The sequence below is a fragment of the Paraburkholderia sp. GAS82 genome (assembly GCF_050436285.1).
GTDB lineage: Bacteria > Pseudomonadota > Gammaproteobacteria > Burkholderiales > Burkholderiaceae > Paraburkholderia > Paraburkholderia phenazinium_B.
This window is the reverse complement of sequence record NZ_JBNDLX010000001.1, coordinates 1,339,122-1,364,781: the sequence shown is the minus strand read 5'-3', so window position 1 is coordinate 1,364,781 and position 25,660 is coordinate 1,339,122. Positions and strand designations below refer to the sequence as shown.

Sequence of the window (25,660 nt, the reverse complement as noted above, 5' to 3'; positions counted from 1 at the left end):
CTCAGTTTCAGTTTCAGTATCGAAACCGCTCCGGCCGCAACGCAGCAAGCGTATCCGCCGGCAATTCGGGCGCGCTGCCGCCGATCAGATCCGCCACCAGTTTCGCGGCGCCGCAGGCGAGTCCCCAGCCAGCAGGTCCGTGCCCCACGTTGACGAACAGGCGCGGATGCAACGCGTTGCCGACCATCGGCAGGCCATCCGGCGAGAGCAGCTTGAGGCCATCCCACGACAGCGCCGCCGAGATCTTGGCCGCGCCCGGAATCCAGTCGTGCGTGGCCTGACCGAGCAGGGCCAAAGCATCCTTGGTGACCGCTTCGGACAGCGGCTTGTCGGTCTGTCCGGCGCCTTGCAGCACCGCGCCGCCGGCGATGCGCAGCCGGTGATTCATCCGCGTGATGGTGATGCGTTTCACGGCGTCGACGATCGCCACATGCGGCACGCATTCTTCGTGAGCGATCGGCGCGGACAGCGTATGCAGCCGCAGCGGATGCAAGGGCACCCGCAGACCGAGCCGCTCGAGCAGCGGCACCGAGCCGGTGCCGGCCGCGACCACGATAGCGTCGGCGTTGATCACGTCGACTTCGCGCGACGAAGTGACTTCGCCGAGCCGCGGCGCCAGTTCGACCGCTGCGCGCTCCCCATCGAGCCGGATGGCATCGACCTCCCGGTTCAGCATGAACTGCACGCCGCCTTCGGTATCGAGCGTCTGCTTGATGAGCTTGGTGAAGAGGGGGCAGTTCGCGGTGCGTTCCTGGTCGAACAGCACGCCGCCTGCAAACTCAGGGTCGGTCGGCACCGAATGTTCGAACGCCGCGCACTCGGCAGGCGTCATCACGTGGTGCGGCACTTCATACTGGCGCAGCAATTCGAGCGCCGGCTGGGTCAGCTCCCATTCCTGCGCGGAGCGCGTGAGGTAGAGCACGCCCTCCGTCTGTTCATATTCGAGCCCGAAGCGCGCTTCCATATCGGCCATCGCCTCGCGCGATGCTTCGATCAGCGGACGCAGGAGCCCGTATTGCCGGCTGAAGGCCTGCGGCTCCTGCCATGTTGCCAGTTGCCGCTCGAACAGGCGGGCGCCGCCGTTGAAGCCGGTCTTGCGGATGACGCCGTTTTTGGCGGCCTGGCGGCTCTGCATGAAGGTCGGCCCGAACCAGACGTCGAGCGGCGTCGGCAGGACGGTGCCGCCATGGCCATAGGTCGCACCCTGCGCGACGGTCGCAAAGCGTTCGACTACGCAGACCCGGTGACCGGCGGCGCGCAACTGATAAGCGGTGGCGACGCCCACAATTCCGCCGCCAATGACGATGACATCCATGTTTGCTTCGATTTTCCGGTGGAACGCGGACTGACGGGCGTTCCCCGTATGCGTGACATGCGGCGCGTGCAGAGGACCGCTGCGCCGATCTGGTGAAACGCCGAATGATAGCAGTCAATCGGCCCAGACGCGCAGGCGTCCGAGGATCGGGAATTCGGCTGGCCGCGCGTGCCAACGCATGCCAAAACCGCACGCATACGCCGCCCGGACGCTTGCGGCAGGGCCGCTCGCGGGTCTTCCCGGGGTATAATCTTGGACTTCTCTTTCGCTTCACGTCGCCTGCACGCGCGACTCATCGACGCAACGTCAAGTCCATGGCCCACTTCTCGTGTTTCCCCGGCGCTTCGGCCCTCTCCGATTTCCGTCAAACCCGCCTGCTCGAGACGCTTACGCGTATCGACGCCAACATCACCGGCGTGCACGGCCAGTATCTGCACTTCGTCAACGCGCAGGCGCCGCTCACGGCTGAAGACAGTGCGAAGATCGAAGCGTTGATGTACTACGGCGACCCGTTCGTCGAGGTCAAAGAGCGCGGCAACAGCGAGACCTTTCTCGTGGTGCCCCGTTTCGGCACGGTGTCGCCGTGGGCCAGCAAGGCAACGGACATTGCGCACCACTGCGGCTTGACGCAACTGCGCCGTATCGAGCGCGGCGTCGAATACACGGTGACGCTCAAGAGCGGCCTGCTTGGCAAGAAGACGTTGTCCGACGAAGCGCGCGAAGCTGTCGCCGCCGCGCTGCACGACCGCATGACCGAGAGCGTGGCGCCGTCGCGCGATCACGCCATGCATCTGTTCGACGAACTGCCGGCCAAGCCGCTGCAAACGGTCGATGTGCTGGGCCACGGCCGCGGCGCGCTGGAAACGGCCAACCGGGAACTGGGCCTCGCGCTCGCCGAAGACGAAATCGACTACCTCGTCGACGCCTTCACGAAGCTCGGCCGCAACCCGACCGACGTCGAACTGATGATGTTCGCGCAGGCCAATAGCGAGCACTGCCGCCACAAGATTTTCAATGCGGAGTGGACCATCGACGGCGAGAAGCAGGACATCTCGCTGTTCAACATGATCCGCAATACCGAGAAGCTCAATCCGCAGGGCACCATCGTCGCGTACTCGGACAACTCGGCAATCATGGCCGGCGGCCAGGCCGAGCGGTGGTTCCCGCGCAAGCCGGCGGCTGAAGGCGAACTGGCTGAGCACTACGGGCGCCACGTCGAACTGACGCACACGCTGATGAAGGTGGAAACGCACAACCACCCAACCGCGATCTCGCCGTTCCCGGGTGCTGCGACCGGTGCGGGCGGTGAAATCCGCGACGAAGGCGCAACCGGCCGCGGCGCGCGTCCGAAGGCTGGCCTCGCGGGCTTCACCGTATCGAACCTCGACTTGCCGGATGCGCGCGAAGCATGGGAAAACGCCCGCGATGCCGTGCAGCCGGTCGGCCACCGCAATCCGGCTGACGAGCAGCAAATCTATGGCCGCCCGGACCGCATCGCATCGCCGCTGCAGATCATGATCGACGGTCCGCTCGGCGGCGCCGCGTTCAACAACGAATTCGGCCGCCCGAACCTGGGTGGCTACTTCCGCACTTACGAGCAGAACGTCGCGGGCACCGTGCGCGGCTATCACAAGCCGATCATGATCGCGGGCGGCATCGGCAATATCTCCGATCAGCACACCCACAAGCACGACTTGCCGGAAGGCTCGCTGCTGATCCAGATCGGCGGCCCGGGCATGCGCATCGGCATGGGTGGCGGCGCCGCCAGCTCGATGGCAACCGGCACCAATACTGCTGAGCTCGACTTCGACTCGGTGCAGCGCGGCAACCCGGAAATCGAGCGGCGCGCGCAGGAAGTCATCAACGCCTGCTGGCAGCTCGGCGAGAAGAACCCGATTCTGAGCATTCACGACGTGGGTGCGGGCGGGCTGTCGAACGCGTTCCCGGAAGTGGTGGACGGCGCGAGCAAAGGCGCGATTTTCGAGCTGCGCAAGATCCAGCTCGAAGAGAGTGGCCTGTCGCCGCGCGAGATCTGGTCGAACGAAGCGCAAGAGCGCTATGTGCTGGCGATTGCGCCGGCCGATCTGCCGGAATTCCAGGCAATCTGCGAGCGCGAGCGCTGCCCGTTCGCGGTGATCGGCACGGCGACCAACGAACGTCAGTTGAAGCTGATCGACGCCGAAGAGAAAAACGACGATGCGCACCAGCCGGTCGATATGCCGATGGAAGTGCTGCTCGGCAAGGCACCGCGTATGCATCGCGACGTCAAGCACGTCGAGACCACGCTGCTGCCGGTGGATGTCACCGGTATCAACCTGTCGGAAGTGGCGGTGAGCGTGCTGCGTCACCCAACGGTGGCGAGCAAGTCGTTCCTGATTACGATCGGCGACCGCTCGGTGGGTGGCACGACCGCGCGCGACCAGATGGTCGGCCCGTGGCAGGTGCCGGTTGCCGACGTGGCGATCACTACCATGGACTATGCCGGCTATCGCGGCGAAGCCATGACGATGGCCGAGCGCACGCCACTCGCCGTGATCAATCCGCCGGCGTCGGGCCGTATGGCAGTCGGCGAGGCCGTCACGAACATTGCGGCGGCGCCGATCGCGTCGCTGGACAAGCTGAAGCTGTCCGCGAACTGGATGGCCGCTTGCGGCGCGCCGGGTGAAGACGCGGCGCTGTACGACACGGTCAAGGCGATCGGCATGGAACTGTGCCCGGCGCTCGGCATCAGTATTCCGGTGGGCAAAGACTCGCTGTCGATGCGTACCAAGTGGGACGACCAGGGCGTGGCGAAGGAAGTGGTCGCGCCGGTCTCGCTGATCATCTCGGCGTTCGCGCCGGTCGAAGACGTACGTGGTCATCTGACGCCGCAACTGCGTCGCGTCGACGAAGCGGGCGACTCCGTGCTGATCGCGATCGACCTGGGACGCGCCAAGCATCGCCTCGGCGGCAGTATCCTCGCGCAGGTTACGCAGCAGGTGGGCGATACGACACCGGATGTCGACGACGCCGAAGACCTGAAGCGTTTCTTCGCCGCGATCCAGGCGCTGAATAGCGACGGCAAGCTGCTCGCGTACCATGACCGCTCGGACGGCGGCCTGTGGGCGACGGTCTGCGAAATGGCGTTTGCGGGTCACGTTGGCGTGTCGCTGAACGTCGACATGTTGACGCTCGATCCGAATCACGAATTCGACTACGGCGACGCTAAAGACTGGGCCAAGCAGACCAGCGGCCGCCGTGAAGACCGCACGATCCGCGCGCTCTTCAACGAGGAGCTGGGCGCGGTGATTCAGGTGCGTGCTCAGGATCGCGATGCGGTGCTGGCATCGCTGCGAGAACATGGCCTGTCGGCATGCTCGCACGTGATCGGTAAACTCAACGAACGCGACGCGATCGAAATCTATCGCGACGCGAAGAAGATCTACGAAGCGCCGCGCACGGAACTGCATCGTGCGTGGAGCGAAGTGAGCTGGCGCATTTCGCGTCTGCGCGACAACCCGGCTTGTGCCGATGCCGAATACGACGCGCTGCTCGATGCCGCCGATCCGGGTATCACGCCGCAGCTGAGCTTTGATCCAGCGGAAGACGTGGCCGCACCGTTCGTTGCCAAGGGCGCTCGCCCGCGTGTGGCGATCCTGCGCGAGCAGGGCGTCAACTCGCACCTCGAAACCGCGTATGCATTCGACCGCGCCGGTTTCGACGCCTACGACGTGCACATGAGCGACCTGCTGGCTGGCCGCGCAACGCTCGCCGATTTCGCGGGCGCCGTAGCGTGCGGCGGCTTCTCTTACGGCGACGTGCTGGGTGCAGGCGAGGGCTGGGCGAAGACGATTCGCTTTAACGCGCAACTGGCCGATATGTTCGCCGCCTTCTTCGCCCGCAAGGACACGTTTGCACTCGGCATCTGCAATGGCTGCCAGATGATGAGCAGCCTTGCATCGATGATCCCGGGCGCCGAGGCATGGCCGAAGTTCACGCGCAACAAGTCGGAGAAATTCGAAGCGCGCTTCTCGCTGGTCGAAGTGCAGCAGTCGCCGTCGCTGTTCTTTAGCGGCATGGAAGGCTCGCGCATTCCGGTGGCCGTCGCGCACGGCGAAGGTTTCGCGGACTTCTCGCAGCAAGGCGATGCGTCGAAGGTGGCGGTGGCGATGCGCTTTGTCGATCACCGCGGCCAGGCCACCGAGCAGTATCCGTTCAACCCGAACGGCTCGCCGGATGGCATCACTTCGGTGACGACGCCTGATGGCCGCTTCACGGTACTGATGCCGCACACCGAGCGCGTGCATCGCACGGTGCAGATGAGCTGGCATCCGCAAGGCTGGAACGCGAACGACGGTAGCCCGTGGCTGCGCGTGTTCCAGAACGCGCGTCGCTGGCTGGGTTGAGGCGCGTACGCTGCTGAAGGGAAGGGGCCGCGGCAAGGAAGCCGCGGTGGGTGTGGCAGTGGCCGTGGGTGTCGCAGCGGCGACGGTGAAAATCTGCCGCCGCATCGAGCCAGACGGCGCCGTGATGCCGAGAATCAGGCTCGCAGAAATCTGAAGCCGCCGTCAAAAACAACAAAGCCGCCCAAGGGCGGCTTTGTTGTTTGCGGGCCAAGCTAAACGTGTGGCCCGGCCAGTAAGCGGTTGGCGGGTGACACCCCAGGACAAAAGCCCATCAGCGCAACCCCCTACCCGTTACTGCACCTTCGCGTTCTTCCGCAGACTCTCTTCAAACGCCTGCAGTTTTTCCTGCTGGATCTGCTGAACGATCTGCTGACGCACCTGTTCGAGCGGCGGCGGCGCGGTATCGCGCGTGTCGTCCAGACGAATGATGTGCCAGCCAAACTGCGTGTGCACCGGCGCGTCGGTCATCTGGCCTTTCTGCAGCTTCTCGGCCGCAGCGGCGAATTCCGGCACGTAGGCCTTCGGATCCGACCAGTCGAGGTCGCCGCCGTTCTTGCCCGATCCCGGGTCCTTCGAGTATTGCTTGGCGAGATCTTCGAAGCTCGCACCGGCCTTGATCTTGGCGATCAGGTCTTTGGCCTGAGCCTCGTTATCCACGAGGATGTGGTGCAGGTGATATTCCTTGCCGCCAGCATCCTTCACGAGCGCGTCGTAACGTGCTTTGACTTCTGCGTCGCTCGGCTGGTTGTTTTTCACGAAGTCTTCGATCAACGCGCGCAGCACGACGGTCTGCTGGGCGACCGCGACTTGCGCCTTGACGTCCGGGCGGTTCGGGATGCCGCGGCGAGCTGCTTCCTGCATCAGGATTTCGCGGTTGATCAGTTCTTCGCGCACGGCTGTCTGCAATTGCGGCGAGTCCTGCTGACCCTGTTGAACGAGTTGAGCGACGAGCGCATCGACGCGTGCTTTGGGAATCGGCGTGCCGTTCACGACGGCGATGTTCTGTGCAAACACAGGCGCAGCCGCAAAAGCGGCCAGCAATACCCAGAGGCGGGTTTTCTTCAAGGTCATCGGAAGTTTCCTAACGGGACAGCAAATCGAATTCTTCGGGCGTGTAGGCCGTGATTGCGAGCGCGTGAATGCCTCGCTGCATGGCATCGGCCAGCGCATCATACACCAAGCGGTGCCGTGCCACGCGGGGCTTTCCGGCGAATGCAACCGCAACAATCGTGACACTGAAATGACCGCCTGCGGAGGCGCCCGCATGCCCCGCATGTTGGGCACTGTCATCGCGCACGGTGATCGAGGTAACCGGCGCGAGCGCCGCGGCGAGGCGTGTTTCGATCAGCGCGACGCGTTCGGTGGTCGTGGCATGCAGGAAGGTGTCGTCGCTCATATCACTCTTCTTCTTTCATGTACTTCGACAGCCATAGGCTCTGGCCGACAATGAACACCACTAGGCACCCGGTCGCGCCGAACAGCTTGAAGTTGACCCAGGCGTTGGTTGAGAAGTGGTAGGCCACGAACAGGTTCAGGATGCCGAGCAGCACGAAGAAGACCGCCCAGATCACGCTCAACTGGCTCCACGTGCGGTGCGGCAGCGTGATCTGCTTGCCCATCATCGCTTCGATCAGGTTCTTGTTGAACGCCAGTTGCGACACGATCAGCGCCACCGAGAAGGCCCAGTAGAGCACGGTCGGCTTCCACTTGATGAACGTATCGTTGTGCAATACAAGCGTTGCGCCGCCGAACACCGTGACGACGCCGAGGCTGACCCACAGCATCGGGTCAACCTTGCGGTGACGGAATGCCACCCAGGCAATCTGCACCAGCGTCGCGACGATCGCCACCGCCGTTGCCGTGAAAATGCCCCACAGCTTGAATGCGACGAAAAACAGGATGATCGGGAACAGATCGAACAGGAATTTCATTATCTGGGCGGGGACGAGGAGGAATGAGGAAAAATAGGCGCGGAGTGAAGGGCGCCTTGCGCCCATATTATGCGTGCAGTGTGTACCCGTCTCGGCAGCCGGCTGGCGGCCGGCGCCAGGTGGCCGGTTCGCAAGCTGGCTGAAGGGTCTATCGCGTCTGTCCCGGGGCTGGCGTTGCCTGCGTTGCGTTACTTGGGCTCGAATTGTAGCGCAGCCGAGTTAATGCAGTAGCGAAGCCCGGTCGGCGCCGGACCGTCCTCGAACACATGGCCCAGATGGGCGCCGCAATTCTTGCACTGCACTTCGATGCGCAGCATGCCATGCGAGCGGTCGGTTTTCTCGGCGATCACTTCGCCGTTGATCGGCTTGAAGTAGCTCGGCCAGCCGCAGCCGGCGTCGAACTTGGTGTCCGATTCGAATAGCGGTGTGCCGCAGCAGACGCAGTCGTAAATGCCCCGATCCCAGTGATCGTGGTAACGGCCGGTAAAGGGGCGCTCGGTAGCGGCGTGGCGGGTGACCTGATACTCGATGTCGGAGAGCTGGTTGCGCCATTCGGCATCGTCTTTCTGCACCGCAGCGGGGGAGGTCTTGGTGTCGTCGGAGTTCATGGTCGGTTCCTGTCTCGGGTTGTCTCTATCTGGGTCTGATTCTGGGTCGGGTCTGCCAGGGAGCTGGCTCATCCACGCTACGCGTGCTGCGAAGAAACGGTACCAGGCAGCAGCACGCCAACGCGAGCTTTACGACGAGCAACTGACTTCCAGCGAACTGGCCCAGTCGGGTGGCAGCGCGGCGTAAGCTTCGTGTTCCGGTTGGTCGTCGAAAGGACGGCGCAGCACTTGCGCCAGCCGCTCGACTTCCGAAAAGTCCTTCTCCCTGGCGCGGCGAATCGCCGTTTCAGCCAGATGATTGCGGAGAATGAATTTAGGGTTCACGCGGTTCATTGCAATGGCGCGCTCAGCATCATCGAGTGTTTCTTCGGACAGCCGCGCGCGGTAGTCGTTCACCCAGACATCGAAGGCCGGGCGGTCGAGAAACAGGTCGCGAACCGGCGCGTCGCCGCTCGCGTCGTGCTTCGAAACGCGGGCCAGATTGCGGAAGGTGAGGGTGAAATCGGCGCGGTTCGCCTGCATGACTTCGAAGAGGCGGTTGGCCAGGGCGTCATCGCCCGGACATTCGGTTTGCAGGCCGAGTTTGGCGCGCATGCGGCGCTCCAATGCGGGTGCAAAACGGTCCTTGAAGCCTTCGAGTACTCGCTGCGCGTCTTTGACCGCTTCCTCGCTGCGCACGCTTTCATCGTGCTGCTGACCCAGCAGCGGCAGCAGGCCTTGCGCCAGACAGAAGAGATTCCAGTAGGCGATCTGCGGCTGCATCCGGTACGCATAACGGCCTTGCGAATCGGAGTGATTGCAGATATAGCCGGCATCGAAACCATCCAGAAAGCCGAACGGACCGTAGTCGATCGTGAGACCGAGGATCGACATGTTGTCCGTGTTCATCACGCCGTGACAGAAGCCAACTGCCTGCCATTGCGCGAGCAGATCAGCCGTGGACAACACCGCTTCGTTCAGCAGTGCCAGATACGGATCGTCCGCTTCCTTGCAGTGCGGATAAAAGCGTTCGATGACGTGGTCGGCGAGCGACTGCAAGGCGTCGACCCGATCGTTCGCATAGAAATGCTCGAAGTGGCCAAAGCGCACGAAGCTCGGCGCGACCCGCGTGACGACCGCGGCCGTTTCCATTTCCTCGCGGCGCACCGGCTGGTCGGAGCCGATCACACACAGCGCGCGCGTGGTCGGAATACCAAGGTGGTGCATCGCTTCCGAGCACAGATACTCGCGGATCGACGAGCGCAACACCGCGCGGCCGTCGCCCATGCGCGAATAAGGCGTGCGTCCAGCGCCCTTGAGTTGCAACTCATAGCGGGCACCGTCGTGCTCGACTTCGCCGAGGCCAAGTGCGCGGCCGTCGCCGAGTTGTCCGGCCCACACGCCAAACTGATGTCCCGAGTACACCGACGCATAAGGCATCGCCTCTGCGGGCCAGTCACGGGTGGTATTGCCGGAGAAGAACTCGGCGAAGGCGGGATCGCGCACCGCTTCGGGCTCGAGGCCGAGCAACGCGGCCGTATCGGCGGCAAACCCGACCACATAGGGGGCGCTGAGCGGCGCAGCCGGCAAGCGGGTCATAAAGACGCCGCCGAGTTGGGCAAATGCGCCTTCGCGCGAGGTGCCGAGGGCCTCGGCGAACGCCGCCATCGGCCCGGACAGGCCGGCAATGCTTGGGGAAAACGACATGTTGAGCGCCTCTGGATTAACCGATATTGTAAGTCGGCGCCCGCGGCGCTGCTGGCCGGCCGGTTGTTCGCTCCGCCAGTGGGCGAACCAGCCAGTCGCCGCGAGCCAGCCGACCTGAGAGAGATGACACAAATACCGCGAGGAGACCGCTGCTTATGACGACGCCGTTGCTGGGCCAGATGATGGACACGCCGCTCAACGTGTCGTCGCTGCTGGCGCATGCCGCGCGGCATTTCGGCAACACGGAGATCGTCTCGCGGCGGCTCGAAGGCGATATGCATCGCTACACCTACCGCGACTGCGAAAAGCGCGCCAAACAACTGGCCCAGGCGCTGATCGCGCTCGGCGTGCAGCCGGGCGAGCGGATCGGCACCTTGGCCTGGTGCGGCTACCGGCATCTGGAGGCGTACTACGGCACGACCGGCTTCGGCTCGGTGTGCCATACGATTAACCCGCGCCTCTTTCCCGAGCAGATCGCCTACATCGTCAATCATGCCGACGACAGCTACGTGCTGTTCGATATCAGCTTCGCCGATCTGATCGACACGTTGGCGCCGCAGTGTCCCAAGGTACGTGGCTGGATCGCGCTGACGGACGAGGCGCACCTGCCCGATATGCAGACGCCCGTGTTGAGCTACGAGACCCTGCTCGCCGCACAGGATGGCCTCTACGAATGGCCGCTGATCGACGAGCGCGCGGCCTCGTATCTTTGCTACACCTCGGGCACGACCGGCAATCCGAAGGGTGCGCTGTACTCGCATCGCACGACGGTCTTGCATGCGTACGGTGCTTCGCTGCCGGATGCGATGAGCCTGTCCGCGCGAGACTCGGTGCTGCCTGTTGTGCCGATGTTCCATGTGAACGCATGGGGCATTCCGCACGCAGCGCCGCTGACGGGCGCGAAACTCGTGTTCCCCGGCAAGGACCTCGACGGCAAGTCGCTCTACGAATTGATGGAAGCGGAACGCGTCACGTATTCCGCGGGTGTGCCGACCGTCTGGCTCGGCTTGCTCACGTATATGAAGCAGGCCGGTGTGCGCTTTTCGTCGCTCAACCGCACGGTGATCGGCGGCTCGGCCTGTCCGCCGGCGATGCTGCGCACCTTCCAGGACGAGTACGGCGTCGAAGTGATTCACGCGTGGGGCATGACCGAGATGTCGCCGCTCGGCACTCTGGCGAAGCTCACGTGGGAACAGTCGCAGCGCTCGCCTGACGAGCAGCGCGAACTGCTCGAGAAGCAGGGCCACGTGATCTACGGCGTCGATATGAAGATCGTCGACCCGGACGGCAATGAGTTGCCGTGGGACGGCGTCGCGTTCGGCAATCTGCATGTGCGCGGACACTGGGTGATCGACCGGTATTTCCGCAATGACGATTCGCCACTCGTCGACGGCTGGTTTCCGACCGGCGATGTCGCCACCATCGATCCGGACAGCTTCCTGCATATCACCGACCGCAGCAAGGACGTGATCAAGTCAGGCGGCGAATGGATCAGCTCGATCGACGTTGAGAACGTCGCAATCGCTCACCCCGCAGTGGCGGAGGCCGCGTGCATCGCGTGCGCGCATCCGAAGTGGACCGAGCGGCCTTTGCTGGTGGTGGTCAAGCGTAAGGGCGTCGAGGTGACTCGCGACGAGCTGATTGCGTTCTATCAGGGTAAGGTCGCGAAATGGTGGATCCCCGACGACGTGGTGTTCGTCGACGAGTTGCCGCATACGGCCACCGGCAAGTTGCAGAAGCTGAAGTTACGCGAGATCTTCCGCGATCACGTGCTGCCGTCGGCGCTTGAAGGTGCGACCTGACGCATTGCGTCAATGACCCAGGGGAAACCCTTTCCGCAATAAATTGAACGAGCGTGCTTTTTTGTGTATTCTGCTTGCTGACCCGGAATGTCGGACAATGAACCGGCACAGGCAGTGCGTAATGCGCGGCCTTACCGCATGGAGGCAGGCAGATGGCAGTGGACTATACGACTCATGACGGCGTTGCCGTCATTACGCTAAACAATCCCCCGGTCAATGGGCTCGGTCTGTCGACGCGAGCCGGAATCGTCGAAGGGCTCGAGCGCGCGCAGAACGATCCGGCCATCAAGGCCATCGTGCTGACGGGCGCCGGCAAGGCCTTTTCGGGCGGCGCCGACATCACCGAATTCAATACTCCCAAAGCGACCCAGGAACCGACGCTGCACACGGTCATCAAGGCCGTCGAAGGCAGCACGAAGCCGGTGGTCGCCGCGATTCACAGCGTCGCGATGGGCGGCGGTCTGGAACTCGCGCTTGGCGCGCATTACCGGATCGCGGCGCATGGCGCGCAGATCGCGCTGCCGGAAGTGAAACTCGGCATCCTGCCGGGCGCTGGCGGCACGCAGCGTCTGCCGCGCGCAATCGGCCTGGAAGCCGCGCTCAACATGATCGTTTCGGGCACGCCGGTGATGTCGGAGAAACTCGCCGGCTCGGGACTGTTCGACGAGGTGGTGGAAGGCAATCTGGCTGAAGCCGCGCTGGCTTTCGCACGCAAGGTCGGTGCGCAGGCCGGAGCGCATCCGAAGGTGGGCGATCGCAAGATCGAGCACGCCAACGCGGAAGGTTTCATTCAGTTCACGCGCAACACCGTCGCCGCGATGGCGAAGAATTTTCCCGCGCCGCTCAAGTGTATCGACGCAGTCGAAGCGGGCGTGAAGAACGGCTTCGACAAGGGCCTCGCGTTCGAACGTGAGTGCTTTATTGCGTTGGTGCAAACGCCGGAAAGTCGTGCGCTGCGTCATGCGTTCTTCGGTGAGCGTGCGGCCAGCAAGATTCCTGATGTGCCTTCGGATACGCCGGTTCGCGAGATCAAACAGGTGGCTGTGATCGGTGCCGGCACGATGGGTGGCGGCATCGCGATGAACTTCATCAACGCGGGTCTGCCGGTCACGCTGCTCGAAACGAAGCAGGAAGCACTGGACCGCGGCCTCGCGACGATCCGCAAGAACTACGAAGCCACCGTCAAGAAGGGCAAGCTGAAGCCCGAGGCAGTGGAACAGCGCATGGGGCTGATCACGCCCACGCTCTCCTACGACGATCTCAAGCACGCCGACCTGATCGTGGAAGCGGTCTTCGAAGAACTGGGCGTCAAGGAACAGGTGTTCAAGCGCCTCGATGAAGTGGCGAAGCCCGGCGCGATCCTCGCCTCGAACACCTCCACGCTCGATGTCGACAAGATCGCTGCTTTCACGAAGCGTCCGCAGGACGTGGTCGGCATGCACTTCTTCAGCCCGGCCAACGTGATGAAGCTGCTCGAAGTCGTGCGCGGCAAGGAAACGGCGAAAGACGTGCTCGCCACCGTCATGCAACTGGCCAAAAAGATCAGGAAGACGGCAGTGGTGTCGGGCGTGTGCGACGGCTTCATCGGCAACCGCATGATCGAGCAGTACATCCGCCAGGCGCTCTTCATGCTCGAAGAAGGCACGCTGCCGGCGCAGGTCGACAAGGCCATCGAGAAGTTTGGCTTTGCGATGGGCCCGTTCCGCATGAGCGATCTCGCCGGCAACGATATCGGCTGGGCGATCCGCAAGCGCCGTTATCAGGAACATCCGGACATGCATTACTCGAAGATCGCCGACCGTCTGTGCGAGACGGGCCGCTTCGGGCAGAAGACCGGCAGCGGCTGGTACGACTACAAGGCGGGCGACCGTACGGCGTATCCGTCGAAGCTGGTCGACGAGATGATTGTGTCGTACTCCCAGGAGACGGGCGCACAGCGCCGCAAGATCAGCGACGCGGAAATCGTCGAGCGTCTGGTGTTCGCGTTGACCAACGAAGGCGCGAAGATTCTCGAAGAAGGCATCGCCTCGAAGGCGTCGGATATCGACATGGTGTACCTCACCGGCTACGGTTTCCCGCTCTATCGCGGCGGCCCGATGCTGTATGCGGACACCGTGGGCCTCTACAACGTCGAGCGGGCGATTCGCGGTTATGCGGCGCGTGCGAACGGCGATGCGTGGCAGCTGGCGCCGAGCATCGCGGAACTCGCCGGGCAGGGTCGCGGGTTCAACGGCTAGACGCATCTGTTCGGCAGAGGCTGCCCAGCTGTCCAACGGTGAGCGGACTGAGTGAAGTGAGCAAGGTGAACGAGATGGCGCGAGGTGCCGCGATGAAAGATGCCGAGGACGTACTGCTGGTCATCGACGTGCAGAACGATTTCATGCCGGGCGGTGCGCTAGCCGTTGCGCATGGCGATGAAGTCGTGCCGGTCATCAACCGGCTCGCGCGCGGCTTCAGTCACGTGGTGTTGACGCAGGACTGGCACCCGGCTTCGCACGTCTCGTTTGCCGCTAACCACGCGGGCCGCTCGCCGTTCGAGATGCTCGCGCTGCCGTATGGCGAGCAGGTGCTTTGGCCCGTCCACTGCGTGCAGGACACGCCTGGGGCCGCTTTGCATCGCGACCTCGACATTGCCCATGCGCGCGCGGTGATCCGCAAGGGGCACCATGCCAGCGTCGACAGTTACTCGGCCTTTCTCGAGGCCGACCGCACGACGCCCACCGGCCTCGCGGGTTATCTGCGTGAAGTGGGCGTGAAACGCGTCTGGTGCTGCGGCCTTGCGACGGATTACTGCGTCGGCTGGTCCGCGCTCGATGCCCGGACAGCGGGATTTGAAGTTGCGCTGATCGAGGACGCTTCGCGCGCCATCGATCTCAACGGTTCGCTCGACGCCGCCTGGCGCGATCTGCATGCCGCAGGTGTCAGGCGCGTGCAGTCCGCGGAGCTGCTGGGTCAATGAAGGCCCGCGGGTTGGCAGGCTGAAGCATAGGGTAAGGCGTGGTGCGCCGGTTTACCGGTCAGCCGGTTCAGCGGTTCACCGCTGCGAGCGAACCACACTCAACATTTGAAGCAGGAGACTTGCATGACTGACGCCGTAATCGTATCGACCGCCCGCACGGGTCTTGCCAAATCGTGGCGTGGCGCTTTCAACATGACGCACGGCGCGACGCTGGGCGGCCATGTGACGCAAGCCGCGGTCGAACGCGCCAAACTCGACCCGGCCCGCGTCGAAGACGTGATCATGGGCTGCGCGAATCCGGAAGGCGCAACGGGCGGCAATATCGCGCGGCAGATTGCCTTGCGCGCCGGTCTGCCGGTCAGCGTGCCGGGGATGACGGTCAACCGTTTCTGCTCGTCGGGCCTGCAGACGATTGCGCTCGCCGCACAGCGCGTGATCGCCGGCGAAGGCGACGTGTTCGTGGCGGGCGGGGTCGAGTCGATCTCGTGCGTGCAGAACGAGATGAACCGGCACATGATGTTCGAGGGCTGGCTGAACCAGAACAAGCCCGAGATCTATTGGTCGATGTTGCAGACCGCCGAAAACGTCGCCAAGCGCTATTCGATTTCGAAAGAGCGCCAGGACGAATACGGCGTGCGTTCGCAGCAGCGCGCGGCGGCCGCTCAGGAGGCCGGCAAGTTCAACGACGAGATCGTGCCGCTGACGGTGCTGGCAGGGGTCGCCGACAAGGCGAGCGGGCGTCTGTTCACCAGGGAAGTGACGATAGCCGCTGACGAAGGCATCCGCGCGGATACCACGCTCGAAGGCGTGTCGAAGATTCGTACGGCGATGCCGGGCGGCGTGATCACGGCCGGCAATGCAAGCCAGTTTTCCGACGGTGCGTCGGCCGCTGTGGTGATGAACGCGAAGGTCGCCGAGTGCGAAGGCCTGCAGCCGCTAGGCATTTTCCGCGGCTTTGCGGTGGCCGGCTGCGAGCCGGACGAGATGGGCATTGGTCCGGTGTTCGCCGTGCCGAAGCTGCTCAAGCAGGCTGGGCTGAAGGTCGAGGATATCGACCTGTGGGAATTGAACGAAGCGTTCGCCGTGCAGGTGCTGTATTGCGCCGACAAGCTCGGCATCCCGCAGGACAGGCTCAACGTGAACGGTGGTGCGATTGCGGTTGGCCATCCGTACGGCGTATCGGGTGCGCGTCTGACCGGACACGCGCTGATCGAAGGCAAGCGGCGCGGCGCGAAACTGGTGGTCGTGACGATGTGTATCGGCGGCGGGCAGGGCGCAGCGGGTCTGTTCGAAGTGGTGTAAGCGGCGGCGCCTCAGGCTAGCCGCTAAGGCTTGAAGAGGAGGCGCCGCTTGGATGCGCTGCACGGTCAGGCGATGCTCCTCACTCGCCTGATTCTGTTTCACTGGCCGGCCAGGCCCGGCCCGGATCTTGGCAGCGACAGCACGCCCTGATCGAGAAAGCGCGTCCCACCGCCCGTCAGGCCGCCTGCGAGCCTGCCGTGCAAGATGTAGGGGTACTCGCCCGGCGGCGTATCGCTGCCCGCGACCGAATAGGCCTTGTTCACCACCGCAAAGGCCGGCGCGGTCACCGGCACGTTGACAACCGTCTCGCCATAGCCCGGCGCCTCGCCGGGCTGATTGCTGACGCCGCTGGCAAAGTCGGCACCGTTCAGCTGCAGATCGATGGAGACGCCGCTGAAGCTAAGCGAGCCGCTGTTTGGGTTCTGGATACGCAGCTTTACGTTGTAGCGCATCTCGGCCCCCTGGCTGGCGATCGGCTCGAGCCCGGCGATACTGACGTGCAGCGGATCGTTGTTGCCAAACCACCCGGCGCAGCCGCCGAGTGCGAACGCTGCAAACAGCCCCGCCGTCAGCAGACGGGCAGAGCGGCCAGACAACAGCAAACGAAGAAAGCGCATAGCCGGAACCTCGAGTCGAACTGGATTGGGCGCTATTGTAGCGGGCAAACGTAGTGCGTATCGCAGTGTGGATTCGAACTTGGCGCATCGACAACGGTCCCATCTCCAACCGCGTGACTTCGCTCCTGACATTCGTCATCGGGCACACCCGTATGTCATTCCAATGAAACGCTTGCAGAGGGACGCAAAAGCGACTTCAATGCCGTACTAACGTGGTTTGCGCTGGCGGTCGATCAACTCTCTCTTCATAGGAAAGCCACGATGCACAGACGTCAATTCATTACCGGCACCGGTGTGCTCCTCGCCTCAAGCGGCCTGACACTGGCAGGTTGCACCACCACACCGCTCGGCTCGGGTGAGACCGCCGAGGACTATACGCAAAAGCGCAACACTATCAACGCCGGTATTGATTCGACACTCGCGCGTCTGCAGAGCACCGTGAATGGTTCGCAGGAGATCATCGGCAAAGCGCGTGGGGTGCTGGTGTTTCCGTCTGTGTTTGCGGCGGGCTTCTGGTTCGGTGGGCAGTACGGGCAGGGCGGCTTGCGCGTCGATGGCCAGACCACCGGCTACTACAGCACCGTCGCCGGTTCGTTTGGGTTGCAGATTGGCGCGCAATCCAAGGCGATCATCTTCGCCTTCCTGACGCAGGAAGCGCTCGACCGTTTCACGCAAAGCCAGGGCTGGGCAGCTGGTGCCGATGCAACCGTCGCGCTGGCGAAGATCGGGGCTAACGGCAATCTGGATACGTCGACGGCGATGAGCCCGGTGGTGGCCTTCGTGCTGACCAACGCAGGGTTGATGGCCGGCATTTCGCTGGAAGGGACCAAGGTTTCGCGGCTGGTTATCTAGGTTCGTGAGCCGCCGGGCATTTTCCTGCTTCATGGAAGCAGGCTGGGCGCCGCTCGCTCATGCCACCTCCACCACAATTTTTCCGCGCGCTGTGCCGCTTGTGATGGCTTCGTAAGCCAGTTCTGCTGAAGCCAGATCGAAGCGGCGCGCATCGAGTCTCGGCTGGAGTTTGCCGGCTTCCGCGAGACGCGTGGCTTCGCGAAGCATGGCGCTATGATGCGCGCGATGCTCGCCGCTCAGAAGCGGATACAGGGTGAACACGCCCGAGTAGCTGGCTTCGCGAAACGAGAGCGGCGCGAGTGCATGCGTTCCCCATCCCAAGGCGCTCACCACGTGCCCGAAATGTTTGACGGCCGCGAACGAGGCATCCAGTGTCGGGCCGCCAACGGTGTCGACCACCACGTCGAAGCCGCGTCCCTCGGTTAAGGCTGCTACATACTGCTCGACGCTTTGCGTGCGATGGTCGATTGGTGTCGCCCCGAGACTCGCGACGAAGTCGTGATCGCGAGCGCTGGCCGTGGCAAACACCTGGGCGCCAAGCGCGACTGCGAGCTGAACCGCGATGTGCCCGACGCCACCCGCGCCACCCTGGACCAGTACCGTTTGGCCGGCCTGCAACCGCGCCCGGTCGACGATACCCGCGTAGGCCGTGATGAAGGCGAGCGGCAGGGCGGCGGCTTCGCGCATCGACAGATTCGCCGGTTTGAGCGCGAGCAGGTTGACGTCCACGGCTGCGTACTGGGCGAGCGAGCCCTGAATGCCGCCGACGCCGCCGGTCATGCCGTACACCTCGTCGCCCACCTTGAAGGCGTCGACGCCGGGGCCGACCGCTTCGACTACCCCTGCCATATCGATGCCCAGAACCAGCGGCAATGGATGCTTTGCATGCTCGCCGCTGCCGGCGCGGATTTTTGTATCGAGCGGATTCAGGCCGCTCGCTGCGATACGCACCAGCACCTGACCGTGCGCCGGATTCGGCCGTGCCAGTTCGGTGAGTTCGAGGGGGCCGTGATAGCGGTTGAGAACGAGGGCGTGCATCGACATGATGATTTCCTTTCCGGTTGAGTCAGCGCTTCGATACCTTCATACTCTGTCATGCGAAATGGTATGTAAATCAACATTTTTGAACGGACAACAAACAAAAATGACTGCCCGGGAGTTGGAATGGAGTGACGTCCGCGTGTTCCTGGCGATTGCCCGCAACGGCACGCTCGGCGCAGCGGCGAGACAAACGGGCCAGACCCAGCCCACTATGGGTCGGCGTCTGCGTGCGTTGGAGGAGACCGTGGGGCACGCGCTGTTCCAGCGCACCCGCGACGGTTTCGTGCTGACCGACGAAGGCGCCGCGGTTCTCGCCCATGCCGAACGCATGGAAGAAGAGGCGCTTGGTTTCACACGAGCGCTGGCCGGTAAGGACGCGCATCTGACCGGCTTGCTGCGCGTATCGTCATCGGACTGGTTTGGCGTCCATGTGCTGACGCCCGTGTTTGCGCGGTTTCTGGCCCAACACCGGGGCGTCTCGCTCGAACTGGTGACGGATTCGCGCCGTTACAACCTGGCCCGCCGCGAGACCGATCTGGCGTTTCGCATCACGCCGTTCGAGGAGGCCGATGTCATCCAGCGCAAACTGATGCATATGGAATACGCCTTGTATGGGCGCATCGACCTTGTCGCGCCGCGGGCCGGCGACGGGGAAGGGCACACGCTCGTCAGCATGGATAGCGCGTTCGGCACGCTGCCCGATGTGGAGTGGGTCAGGCGCATGCTGCCGAAGGCGCGGATCGCCTTTGGCAGCAATAATCGGGGCGCGCAGGCGCGGATGTGTGCGGAAGGGGGCGGTTTTGCGGTGCTGCCGTGTCCGCTGGGCGATTCGACCCCTGGATTGCGGCGGATCGATCTGGGCGAAGCGCCGCCTGGCCGGGACGTCTGGCTCGGGTACCATCGTGACTTGCGGCGGGTGGCGCGCCTGCGGGCCCTGCTGGATGTGACGATAGAGGCGCTCGGCAAAGAGGCGCTCGGCTAGAGGCGCTCGGCAAAGAGGCGCTCGGCTAGAGGCGCTCGCCACCCCCAAATCCCCACCTCAGAGATATGTATAAAACGGTACCTTGCATAAAACAGTAGAGCCTGCTACATTTCAGCCATGGTCACCGAGGCCAGCAGTCCGTCCGGTGACAGTGCATAGCACGGTACCTTGCACCACACACTACACCCGTGGAATTTGATGAAAACGCAGTTAAAAAAGGGAACGCTCGATATGTGCGTATTAGCCGTCCTGGCCCGTGGGGACAGCTACGCGTACGAACTGGTGTCGACGCTCGCGGAAACAATGGAAATCAGCGAAGGTACGATTTATCCGTTGATGCGCCGCCTGCAAGCCGAAGCCTGGGTGTCGACCTACCTCGTCGAGTCGAGTTCGGGGCCGCCACGCAAATACTACTCGCTGACGGGGACAGGTCGCCGCAGTCTGCTGGAGATGGAAGAGGAATGGCGCAGTTTCGTGGATGAAGTCAACGGCGTATTGTTGCAACCCGCTACAAAAACGAACACAGGGGATACCCCATGAAGCAGGAAGTATTCATTGAAGCACTACGGCAGGAATTGAGCAGTCTGCCGAAGCCTGCGGTCGATGAAATCATTGCGGATTATCGCGAGTACATTGGCGACGCGCTGGCCGCTGGGCGCCGCGAGGAAGAAGTGATCGCAGCACTGGGCGACCCGGTCAAGCTCGCCCGCGAACTGAAGGCACAGGCAAGCTACCGGCAGTGGCAGGACCGCCGTTCGTTCGGCAACCTGATTCGCGTGATCATGTCGATCTCCGCGCTGGGCCTGCTGAATGTCCTGCTGCTGATCCCGTTCATGGTGTACCTGGCTTTGCTGACGGCGGGCTACGCGGTGTCGGTGGGACTCACGATTGCTGGGCTGGTCGGCGTGATTGCGTTGAGCGGCCATCACTTCTTCGGCAAGAACGCCCACGACGTGCTGCCGTTCAGTTTTAGCAGCAGCGAGCACGCCAAGGGGGCGCACGATTTCAGCGCGAGCGCCGCCCTTGCACTGGGCGCGTCCGACGCATCGGGCACGCAGGAAACGAACAGCAACGCTAGCGATAGCGACACTCCAGGCAACCTGAAGGGCCTGAAAATCGTCGGCGATCGCTTTGTGATCGATCTGCAGGACGACAGCAAGCTTTCGCTCGTGACTCGCGCCGGCGCTATCGAAATCAAGAAGGATGACGACAATTTCAAGTTCGAAGCGACCTCCGACGCTGCCCGGCAATTGCTGACTAAAGAGAAGGACGGCACATGGAGCATTGCCCGCGACGACGTGGTCGACCTCGATCTGAAAGACGACGACGAGCATGTGTCGCTCGCCCGCACCGGCAAGGATGCCAAGTCGATGGTCTGGGACATCTCCACCGACGACGGCGACCACGTCACGCTGCAGGAAGACCAGCAGGGCAAGCCGAATCATGTGACGGCACAGAGCGGCTCGGATTCCGTGGATATCGGCGACGGCAAGGTTGCCATCGACGATGGCCATCACAAGATCCGCGTGGCGGCATCGGAAAGCGAATACACCTATGCGATCGTGATGCTGCCCATCGGTCTCATCGGCCTTGCGTTGTGCATCTGGTTGACACGAATTACCTGGCGCGCCGTATCGCGCTACGTAAAGCGACAACTCGACGTCGTCTCGGCGAGTCTCGATCGCCAGCAGCCGTCCTGAATAAAAAGTAGCTGAAATACCCGAACACCGAAGTACCGAATTGCCGAACCCTTAGTAGTACGTATAAACATTTCGCTATAACTGAGGAAACTGTCATGAACATCGATTATCCGAGCGACGTTTCTAAGCAAACCCGTCTCCATCGTGCGCCGGCACTGCCTTTTTCCGGTGGAAGAGAAGTCAATCCCCTGCATATCGCCGACTGGCTGGTGAGCGGCGTACGCGCCCTGAGCATGCAGCCGGTGCTGTGGCTGAGCGTTCTGTTGATCTGCGCCGATTTCGCGACGCTGCTGGGTTTTCTGCCGCTGCTGCGCCCGCTGGCGGTGCTGCTGGCGCCGCTCGCGGTCGGCGGCCTGATGTTCGTGCAGGACGGCGCCAGCAAGGGCGAACCCGTATCGGTGCGTGAGATGTTCACGGCGCTGGCGCGGCGCAGCAACTCGCTGTGCGTGATCGGGCTGTACGGCGCAGCAATTGTCGCCGTGGGCTATCTGATCCTGCTGGCAACGTTCCATGTCTCGCTGAACATGTCGGTCACGGCAGCCGGCGTGCACACCTTTTCAATGAGCTACGGCGGCGACCATGGCGTGCGCGGTGCGCTCGAATCGCTGCTCGGCGCGTCGATCTTCGCTGTCGCGATCGCCTCGGCCTGCTTCGCACCGGCTCTGGTGATGCTGCACGACATGACCCCGCATGACGCCATGATCGCAAGCCTCAGCGGCGCCGCACGCAACTGGCCCGTGACGCTGATGTACTTTGCTGCGATGACCGTGGCCGTACTGTTCGCACCGATGGTCCCGCTGGCCCTGCGCGCCCTGGTGCTCACGCCGGTGTTGACCGCCGTGCCGCTGCTGTCGATCTACGGCGCTTATCGCGACGTGTTTATCGGCCGGTAAGCCGGAGGTGGATGTGCGCAGCACGCATCTGCGATGATGTTGCATGAGCGTAGTGATCCTGATGTGGCGATGGAGCGAGCATGAGAGTGCTGATCATGGGGGGAACCTTGTTTCTTGGCCGCCATATTGCCGAGGCGGCCTTGGAGCGGGGGCACGAGGTGACGCTGTTCAATCGCGGTCTTCGGAATCCCACGTTGTTCCCGGCAGCCGAAAAGCTGACTGGCGACCGGAACACGAATCTGACTGCGTTGGCGGGCCGCCGGTTCGACGCGGTCATCGACCCGTCGGCTTACGGTCCCGAGCAGATCGATCTGCTGCTCTCGACGCTTGGTGAGCCGCCCGCACACTACACGTTCGTGTCGACCATTTCCGTGTACGGCACGTATCCGCCGAAGCGCCGCTACGATGAAAGCACGGACGTGGTTGCGGGTCATGAGGGCTACGGCGCACTGAAAGCGCGCGCGGAGGAAGCGCTTCTGGCGGCCATCCCGGGCCGGGCCGCGGTGGTGCGGCCGGGGCTGATTGTCGGTCCATACGACCCCACCGGGCGTTTTACCTATTGGCCGTGCCGGGTCGCGGCGGGTGGACAGGTCCTGGCGCCTGGGCGTCGCGAGCGGCCGGTTCAGTTTATCGATGCGCGAGATCTTGCCGAGTGGTCGGTCCGCCTTGCGGAGGATCGCGTTGCCGGCGTCTATCACGCGGTGGGTCCACAGGCCGCGCTGACGATGGGACAGTTCCTCGACGAGTGCGTGCGGATAGCCGGAAACGACGCCGAACTCGTATGGACTCCGGACGACGAGGTTCGCGCAGCGGAGATCGAAGGCTGGACCGAACTGCCGCTATGGATCGCTGAAGACGATGCCGAAGCCGGCGGGATCTTCGAGGCGGACAATCGGCGCGCGCTCGGGCAGGGGCTTACGTTCCGCCCGGTGGCGCAAACTATTGGGGACACGCTTCAATGGTGCTGGGAATCCGGCGCCGCAGCGGATTCGCCGCTGGGTGTCCAGACCTTGAGCGCGGAGAAAGAGCGCGCAACGCTCGCTCGTCTGCTGGTGCGCTAAAGTCTGCGCGGCAGTTCGGCCGCGCGTGCTGTTACACCGTCGTCTTCAGGGACAAATCCTTTTCCATGAACACACTTAACGGATCGGGACGGTAATCCGCAAACGGCTCGCGAGTGACAAAGCCCGCACGTCGGTAGAGGCCGAGGGCCGAATGACTGTCGACTCCGGTTTCAAGGCGCAGCCAGCGAACCCCGTGCGCACGGGCTTTGAGCTCAAGTGTCGCGAGCATGGTCTTTGAGAGTCCCTGGCCACGTGCCTGTGGCTCCACCCACATGCGTTTGACTTCCGCCCAGTCGCCTTTCAGGACCACCGCGCCGGTCGCCAGCGCGGTGCCGGCTGCGTCGCGCGCCACGTGAAAGAGCACGCTGGGTTCGCGCAACGCGTCGATCGGCAACAGATGGTTACTCTCTGCCGGGTACAGGCTCGCGGCTTCGGCGTCGCCATGTTCGAGCAGGGCAATGATGTCGGCTTGGGCGGGATCTTCGATGGCGATGTTCATTGAGGAGAAAGTCTTTCGTCTACGGATTCGATCGTCGCAATGATAGCGGTCAGCGAAGTCTTGCTGCGTAAGATTCCGAAATGCAGCCTGAGCCAATACCGCGCGGGGATTATCCTTATCGGGTTCCGGCACTATGATAATCTGCCGGGCACGCCCGGATTAGCGAGGCAAACGAGAAGCGGCCGGGTTGTGACAAGACACTCATTGTGTCCAGTCACAACCCGGCCGCTTCGCGGCGGGTAAATAAAAGATTTACCCGCAAATGACGCCGTGTAATGCGATACTACCAGTCTCTCAGGTTCTGGCCCGGCCCTCGAAATAGGCCAGAATCTTTCCACCGACCCTTTATGGGTCGGTTTTTTTTTTGTGACTCACTTTTAACTACACTACTGAAGTAGGGTATATGCCCTACTTCAGTAGTGTAATGGTCTTCGGCGCCTTTTACTAGGTGGTTATCTCGTTTTTCAGAGGACCTTACCTGGGCCGGCAGCAGGGAAAGTACCGTCAGCGGGCCCAGAGTCGCGGGCGATCAGACGAGCCAGGTTTGCTGCCGACAATCAGTGGTGGCGCAGGCAGGTCTGATGAAACGCACCCTCATGGCAAAGACCTTGAGAACACCACGACCGCCTACGTCTTGTCGGTCCGGTTTCCCGACGCTCGCGCCGGACTTTTCCGTCTGACTGTGGATGCAGGCGCGGCGGTTTTGTTTTTCTGTTTGGGTAACTGAACGGTCCTGGCTGCCAGGAGCGCCTGCATCAAATCGCTGTTGAGGGCTTTCTCGAAGGCCCGTGGGCCCATCGAGTTAATCAGGATGCGGCCCATGACGTCGGCCTTGACGTACTCAATGGCGAGGAGGCTGATGACCTGATTAGTAGTGAGTACCGCTTCTTCAGTAGCGGACGGCCCGAACTCCGCGGTGATGGCGTCCTGCTCATCCGCCACGGCAACGGCCAACCGGCGGCCTTCGAGCCTGGCCCGGGCGCTTGCGCCGCATTCGCGCAGGTCGTAGAACCGAGGGCCATTGAGCGTTGCAGTCCCATAGATCGCCACATGAACATCGACGCCACGCGCCGAGGCCGCCTCGATCGCATCGCGCAACGGCTCCATTTCCTCGTCCCAGATCGCCGCGAACAGGGTTTGCCGCGCACTGTCTATGGTGGTCTGAAATGCTCTGATGATTGCGTTTCTATCGCGCAGCGACCAGACAAGTCCGAGCTCACGCGCCGCAGGTAGCGACGACAGTCCCTCGTTGACAAGTTCGATATCGCCCTCGAAGCGCTCCCGCAGTCGCGCCAGCACCTCGGCATACGGAACCGCCGCATACCGGACAGGTTCCGACCGATGCATGAGAACCGCACCCTTGGTATCCAGACGTTGAAGCGTCTCGTAGATTTTCGACGGCGGCACGCTGGAGAGCTTGCCGACCTCGTGGCCATTCATCGGCGAACGTTGCAGAAGGGCGCAATAAGCTTGCGCTTCGTATTGTGAGAAGCCGAGGCGAATCAGCGCGGATATCAGCTCGGCGGGAATCTGTGTAGTCATATCGCGTGAGACTAGCACATGTCATATTGGCCTTGTACACTACCGAGGTAGTGTAGCCATTTACTCGAGGTGCAATACAAGGAGCGCAGCATGAAAAAACGGTATTCGTCGGGTTCGAGCTGGGAAGCGTCCATCGGATATTCCCGCGCCATCCAGTCAGACAACACGCTGTACGTGTCGGCAACGGCGGCGAGCGGACCGGATGGTTCAATCGTCGGCGACGATCTGTATACGCAGACCAAAACCATTCTCGACAAGCTCGGCACCGTGTTGACCGATGCCGGCTTTGGGTACCAGGACGTCGTGCAAAGCCGCGTGTACGTCACTGACATTGCTCATTGGCAGGACGCGGGCCGCGCTCATGGAGAAGTGTTCGGCGATGTTCGTCCGGCATTGACGCTGCTGCACGTGCTGCCTTTCGTCGATCCGAAGATTCTGGTCGAGATCGAAATCACGGCAGTCAAAAGCGATTCGGCCTGGTAAGC

At 62.9% G+C, this 25,660-nt stretch carries 22 protein-coding genes; 12 read left to right on the top strand and 10 right to left on the bottom strand.

What is annotated here, in order from left to right; translation table 11 throughout:
• Positions 1-13 precede the first annotated feature (13 nt).
• The gene (locus P3T17_RS05990; RefSeq protein ID WP_429405297.1) at positions 14-1,315 is read right to left on the bottom strand and encodes an FAD-dependent oxidoreductase; all 1,302 of its coding nucleotides are present in this window, start codon (positions 1,313-1,315) and stop codon (positions 14-16) included.
• A 314-nt stretch (positions 1,316-1,629) separates the two neighbouring features.
• Between P3T17_RS05990 and purL the strand changes: the two genes are divergently transcribed.
• The gene (gene purL / locus P3T17_RS05985) at positions 1,630-5,700 is read left to right on the top strand and encodes a phosphoribosylformylglycinamidine synthase (RefSeq protein WP_429405295.1); all 4,071 of its coding nucleotides are present in this window, start codon (positions 1,630-1,632) and stop codon (positions 5,698-5,700) included.
• A gap of 291 nt (positions 5,701-5,991) precedes the next feature.
• Here the strand turns inward: purL and P3T17_RS05980 are convergent, their stop codons facing one another.
• From P3T17_RS05980 to P3T17_RS05960, 5 genes are all read right to left on the bottom strand, one after another.
• Complete coding sequence (locus tag P3T17_RS05980; RefSeq protein ID WP_074264758.1) at positions 5,992-6,771, bottom strand: peptidylprolyl isomerase; 780 nt, start codon at positions 6,769-6,771, stop codon at positions 5,992-5,994.
• A gap of 10 nt (positions 6,772-6,781) precedes the next feature.
• Positions 6,782-7,096 (bottom strand): BolA family protein, encoded by a 315-nt coding sequence (locus P3T17_RS05975; protein ID WP_429405292.1) that lies wholly within the window; start codon positions 7,094-7,096, stop codon positions 6,782-6,784.
• Between the two features lies 1 nt (position 7,097).
• The gene (locus P3T17_RS05970) at positions 7,098-7,631 is read right to left on the bottom strand and encodes a septation protein A (RefSeq protein ID WP_074264756.1); all 534 of its coding nucleotides are present in this window, start codon (positions 7,629-7,631) and stop codon (positions 7,098-7,100) included.
• Between the two features lie 188 nt (positions 7,632-7,819).
• Positions 7,820-8,239: a peptide-methionine (R)-S-oxide reductase MsrB gene (msrB, locus tag P3T17_RS05965; protein ID WP_074264755.1), complete on the bottom strand. Its 420-nt coding sequence runs from the start codon at positions 8,237-8,239 to the stop codon at positions 7,820-7,822.
• 129 nt (positions 8,240-8,368) lie between these two features.
• Complete coding sequence (locus P3T17_RS05960) at positions 8,369-9,925, bottom strand: protein adenylyltransferase SelO (RefSeq protein ID WP_429405290.1); 1,557 nt, start codon at positions 9,923-9,925, stop codon at positions 8,369-8,371.
• A 155-nt stretch (positions 9,926-10,080) separates the two neighbouring features.
• On the opposite strand from P3T17_RS05960, the gene P3T17_RS05955 reads away from it, so the two are divergent.
• From P3T17_RS05955 to P3T17_RS05940, 4 genes are all read left to right on the top strand, one after another.
• Positions 10,081-11,727, top strand: coding sequence for a 3-(methylthio)propionyl-CoA ligase (locus P3T17_RS05955; protein ID WP_074264753.1), 1,647 nt, complete (start codon positions 10,081-10,083; stop codon positions 11,725-11,727).
• Between the two features lie 152 nt (positions 11,728-11,879).
• Positions 11,880-13,964, top strand: coding sequence for a 3-hydroxyacyl-CoA dehydrogenase NAD-binding domain-containing protein (locus P3T17_RS05950; protein ID WP_429405288.1), 2,085 nt, complete (start codon positions 11,880-11,882; stop codon positions 13,962-13,964).
• Between the two features lie 92 nt (positions 13,965-14,056).
• Entirely contained in the window at positions 14,057-14,686 is a 630-nt protein-coding gene (gene pncA / locus P3T17_RS05945) for a bifunctional nicotinamidase/pyrazinamidase (protein ID WP_429288507.1), read from the top strand.
• 123 nt (positions 14,687-14,809) lie between these two features.
• Entirely contained in the window at positions 14,810-15,988 is a 1,179-nt protein-coding gene (locus P3T17_RS05940; RefSeq protein WP_429405286.1) for an acetyl-CoA C-acyltransferase, read from the top strand.
• 98 nt (positions 15,989-16,086) lie between these two features.
• Here P3T17_RS05940 and P3T17_RS05935 read toward each other — a convergent pair whose 3' ends face one another.
• A complete protein-coding gene (locus P3T17_RS05935) occupies positions 16,087-16,605 on the bottom strand; it encodes an LEA type 2 family protein (protein WP_074264750.1) in 519 nt (172 codons plus the stop codon).
• A 261-nt stretch (positions 16,606-16,866) separates the two neighbouring features.
• Here P3T17_RS05935 and P3T17_RS05930 point away from each other — a divergent pair, with 261 nt between their 5' ends.
• Positions 16,867-17,457 (top strand): BPSL1445 family SYLF domain-containing lipoprotein, encoded by a 591-nt coding sequence (locus P3T17_RS05930; RefSeq protein WP_074264749.1) that lies wholly within the window; start codon positions 16,867-16,869, stop codon positions 17,455-17,457.
• Between the two features lie 57 nt (positions 17,458-17,514).
• Here the strand turns inward: P3T17_RS05930 and P3T17_RS05925 are convergent, their stop codons facing one another.
• Positions 17,515-18,501: a zinc-dependent alcohol dehydrogenase family protein gene (locus P3T17_RS05925; protein WP_429405283.1), complete on the bottom strand. Its 987-nt coding sequence runs from the start codon at positions 18,499-18,501 to the stop codon at positions 17,515-17,517.
• 100 nt (positions 18,502-18,601) lie between these two features.
• Between P3T17_RS05925 and P3T17_RS05920 the strand changes: the two genes are divergently transcribed.
• From P3T17_RS05920 to P3T17_RS05900, 5 genes are all read left to right on the top strand, one after another.
• Positions 18,602-19,480: a LysR family transcriptional regulator gene (locus tag P3T17_RS05920; RefSeq protein WP_429405281.1), complete on the top strand. Its 879-nt coding sequence runs from the start codon at positions 18,602-18,604 to the stop codon at positions 19,478-19,480.
• A gap of 198 nt (positions 19,481-19,678) precedes the next feature.
• Positions 19,679-20,020 (top strand): PadR family transcriptional regulator, encoded by a 342-nt coding sequence (locus P3T17_RS05915; RefSeq protein WP_074264746.1) that lies wholly within the window; start codon positions 19,679-19,681, stop codon positions 20,018-20,020.
• Positions 20,017-21,180: a DUF1700 domain-containing protein gene (locus P3T17_RS05910; protein ID WP_429405279.1), complete on the top strand. Its 1,164-nt coding sequence runs from the start codon at positions 20,017-20,019 to the stop codon at positions 21,178-21,180. The genes P3T17_RS05915 and P3T17_RS05910 overlap by 4 nt, the downstream gene beginning before the upstream one ends.
• A gap of 95 nt (positions 21,181-21,275) precedes the next feature.
• Positions 21,276-22,073 carry a BPSS1780 family membrane protein gene (locus P3T17_RS05905; protein ID WP_429405277.1) on the top strand — a complete coding sequence of 266 codons (798 nt, stop codon included), beginning with the start codon at positions 21,276-21,278 and terminating at the stop codon, positions 22,071-22,073.
• 80 nt (positions 22,074-22,153) lie between these two features.
• Positions 22,154-23,134: an NAD-dependent epimerase/dehydratase family protein gene (locus P3T17_RS05900; protein WP_429405275.1), complete on the top strand. Its 981-nt coding sequence runs from the start codon at positions 22,154-22,156 to the stop codon at positions 23,132-23,134.
• Between the two features lie 31 nt (positions 23,135-23,165).
• On the opposite strand, the gene P3T17_RS05895 is transcribed toward P3T17_RS05900, so the two are convergent.
• Together P3T17_RS05895 and P3T17_RS05890 are read right to left on the bottom strand one after the other, a co-directional pair.
• Complete coding sequence (locus tag P3T17_RS05895; protein ID WP_429405273.1) at positions 23,166-23,633, bottom strand: GNAT family N-acetyltransferase; 468 nt, start codon at positions 23,631-23,633, stop codon at positions 23,166-23,168.
• 627 nt (positions 23,634-24,260) lie between these two features.
• Positions 24,261-25,175, bottom strand: a complete 915-nt coding sequence (locus P3T17_RS05890) for a TrmB family transcriptional regulator (RefSeq protein ID WP_429405271.1) — start codon at positions 25,173-25,175, stop codon at positions 24,261-24,263.
• A gap of 90 nt (positions 25,176-25,265) precedes the next feature.
• Between P3T17_RS05890 and P3T17_RS05885 the strand changes: the two genes are divergently transcribed.
• Positions 25,266-25,658 carry a RidA family protein gene (locus P3T17_RS05885; protein WP_074264740.1) on the top strand — a complete coding sequence of 131 codons (393 nt, stop codon included), beginning with the start codon at positions 25,266-25,268 and terminating at the stop codon, positions 25,656-25,658.
• The last annotated feature ends 2 nt before the right edge of the window (positions 25,659-25,660 follow it).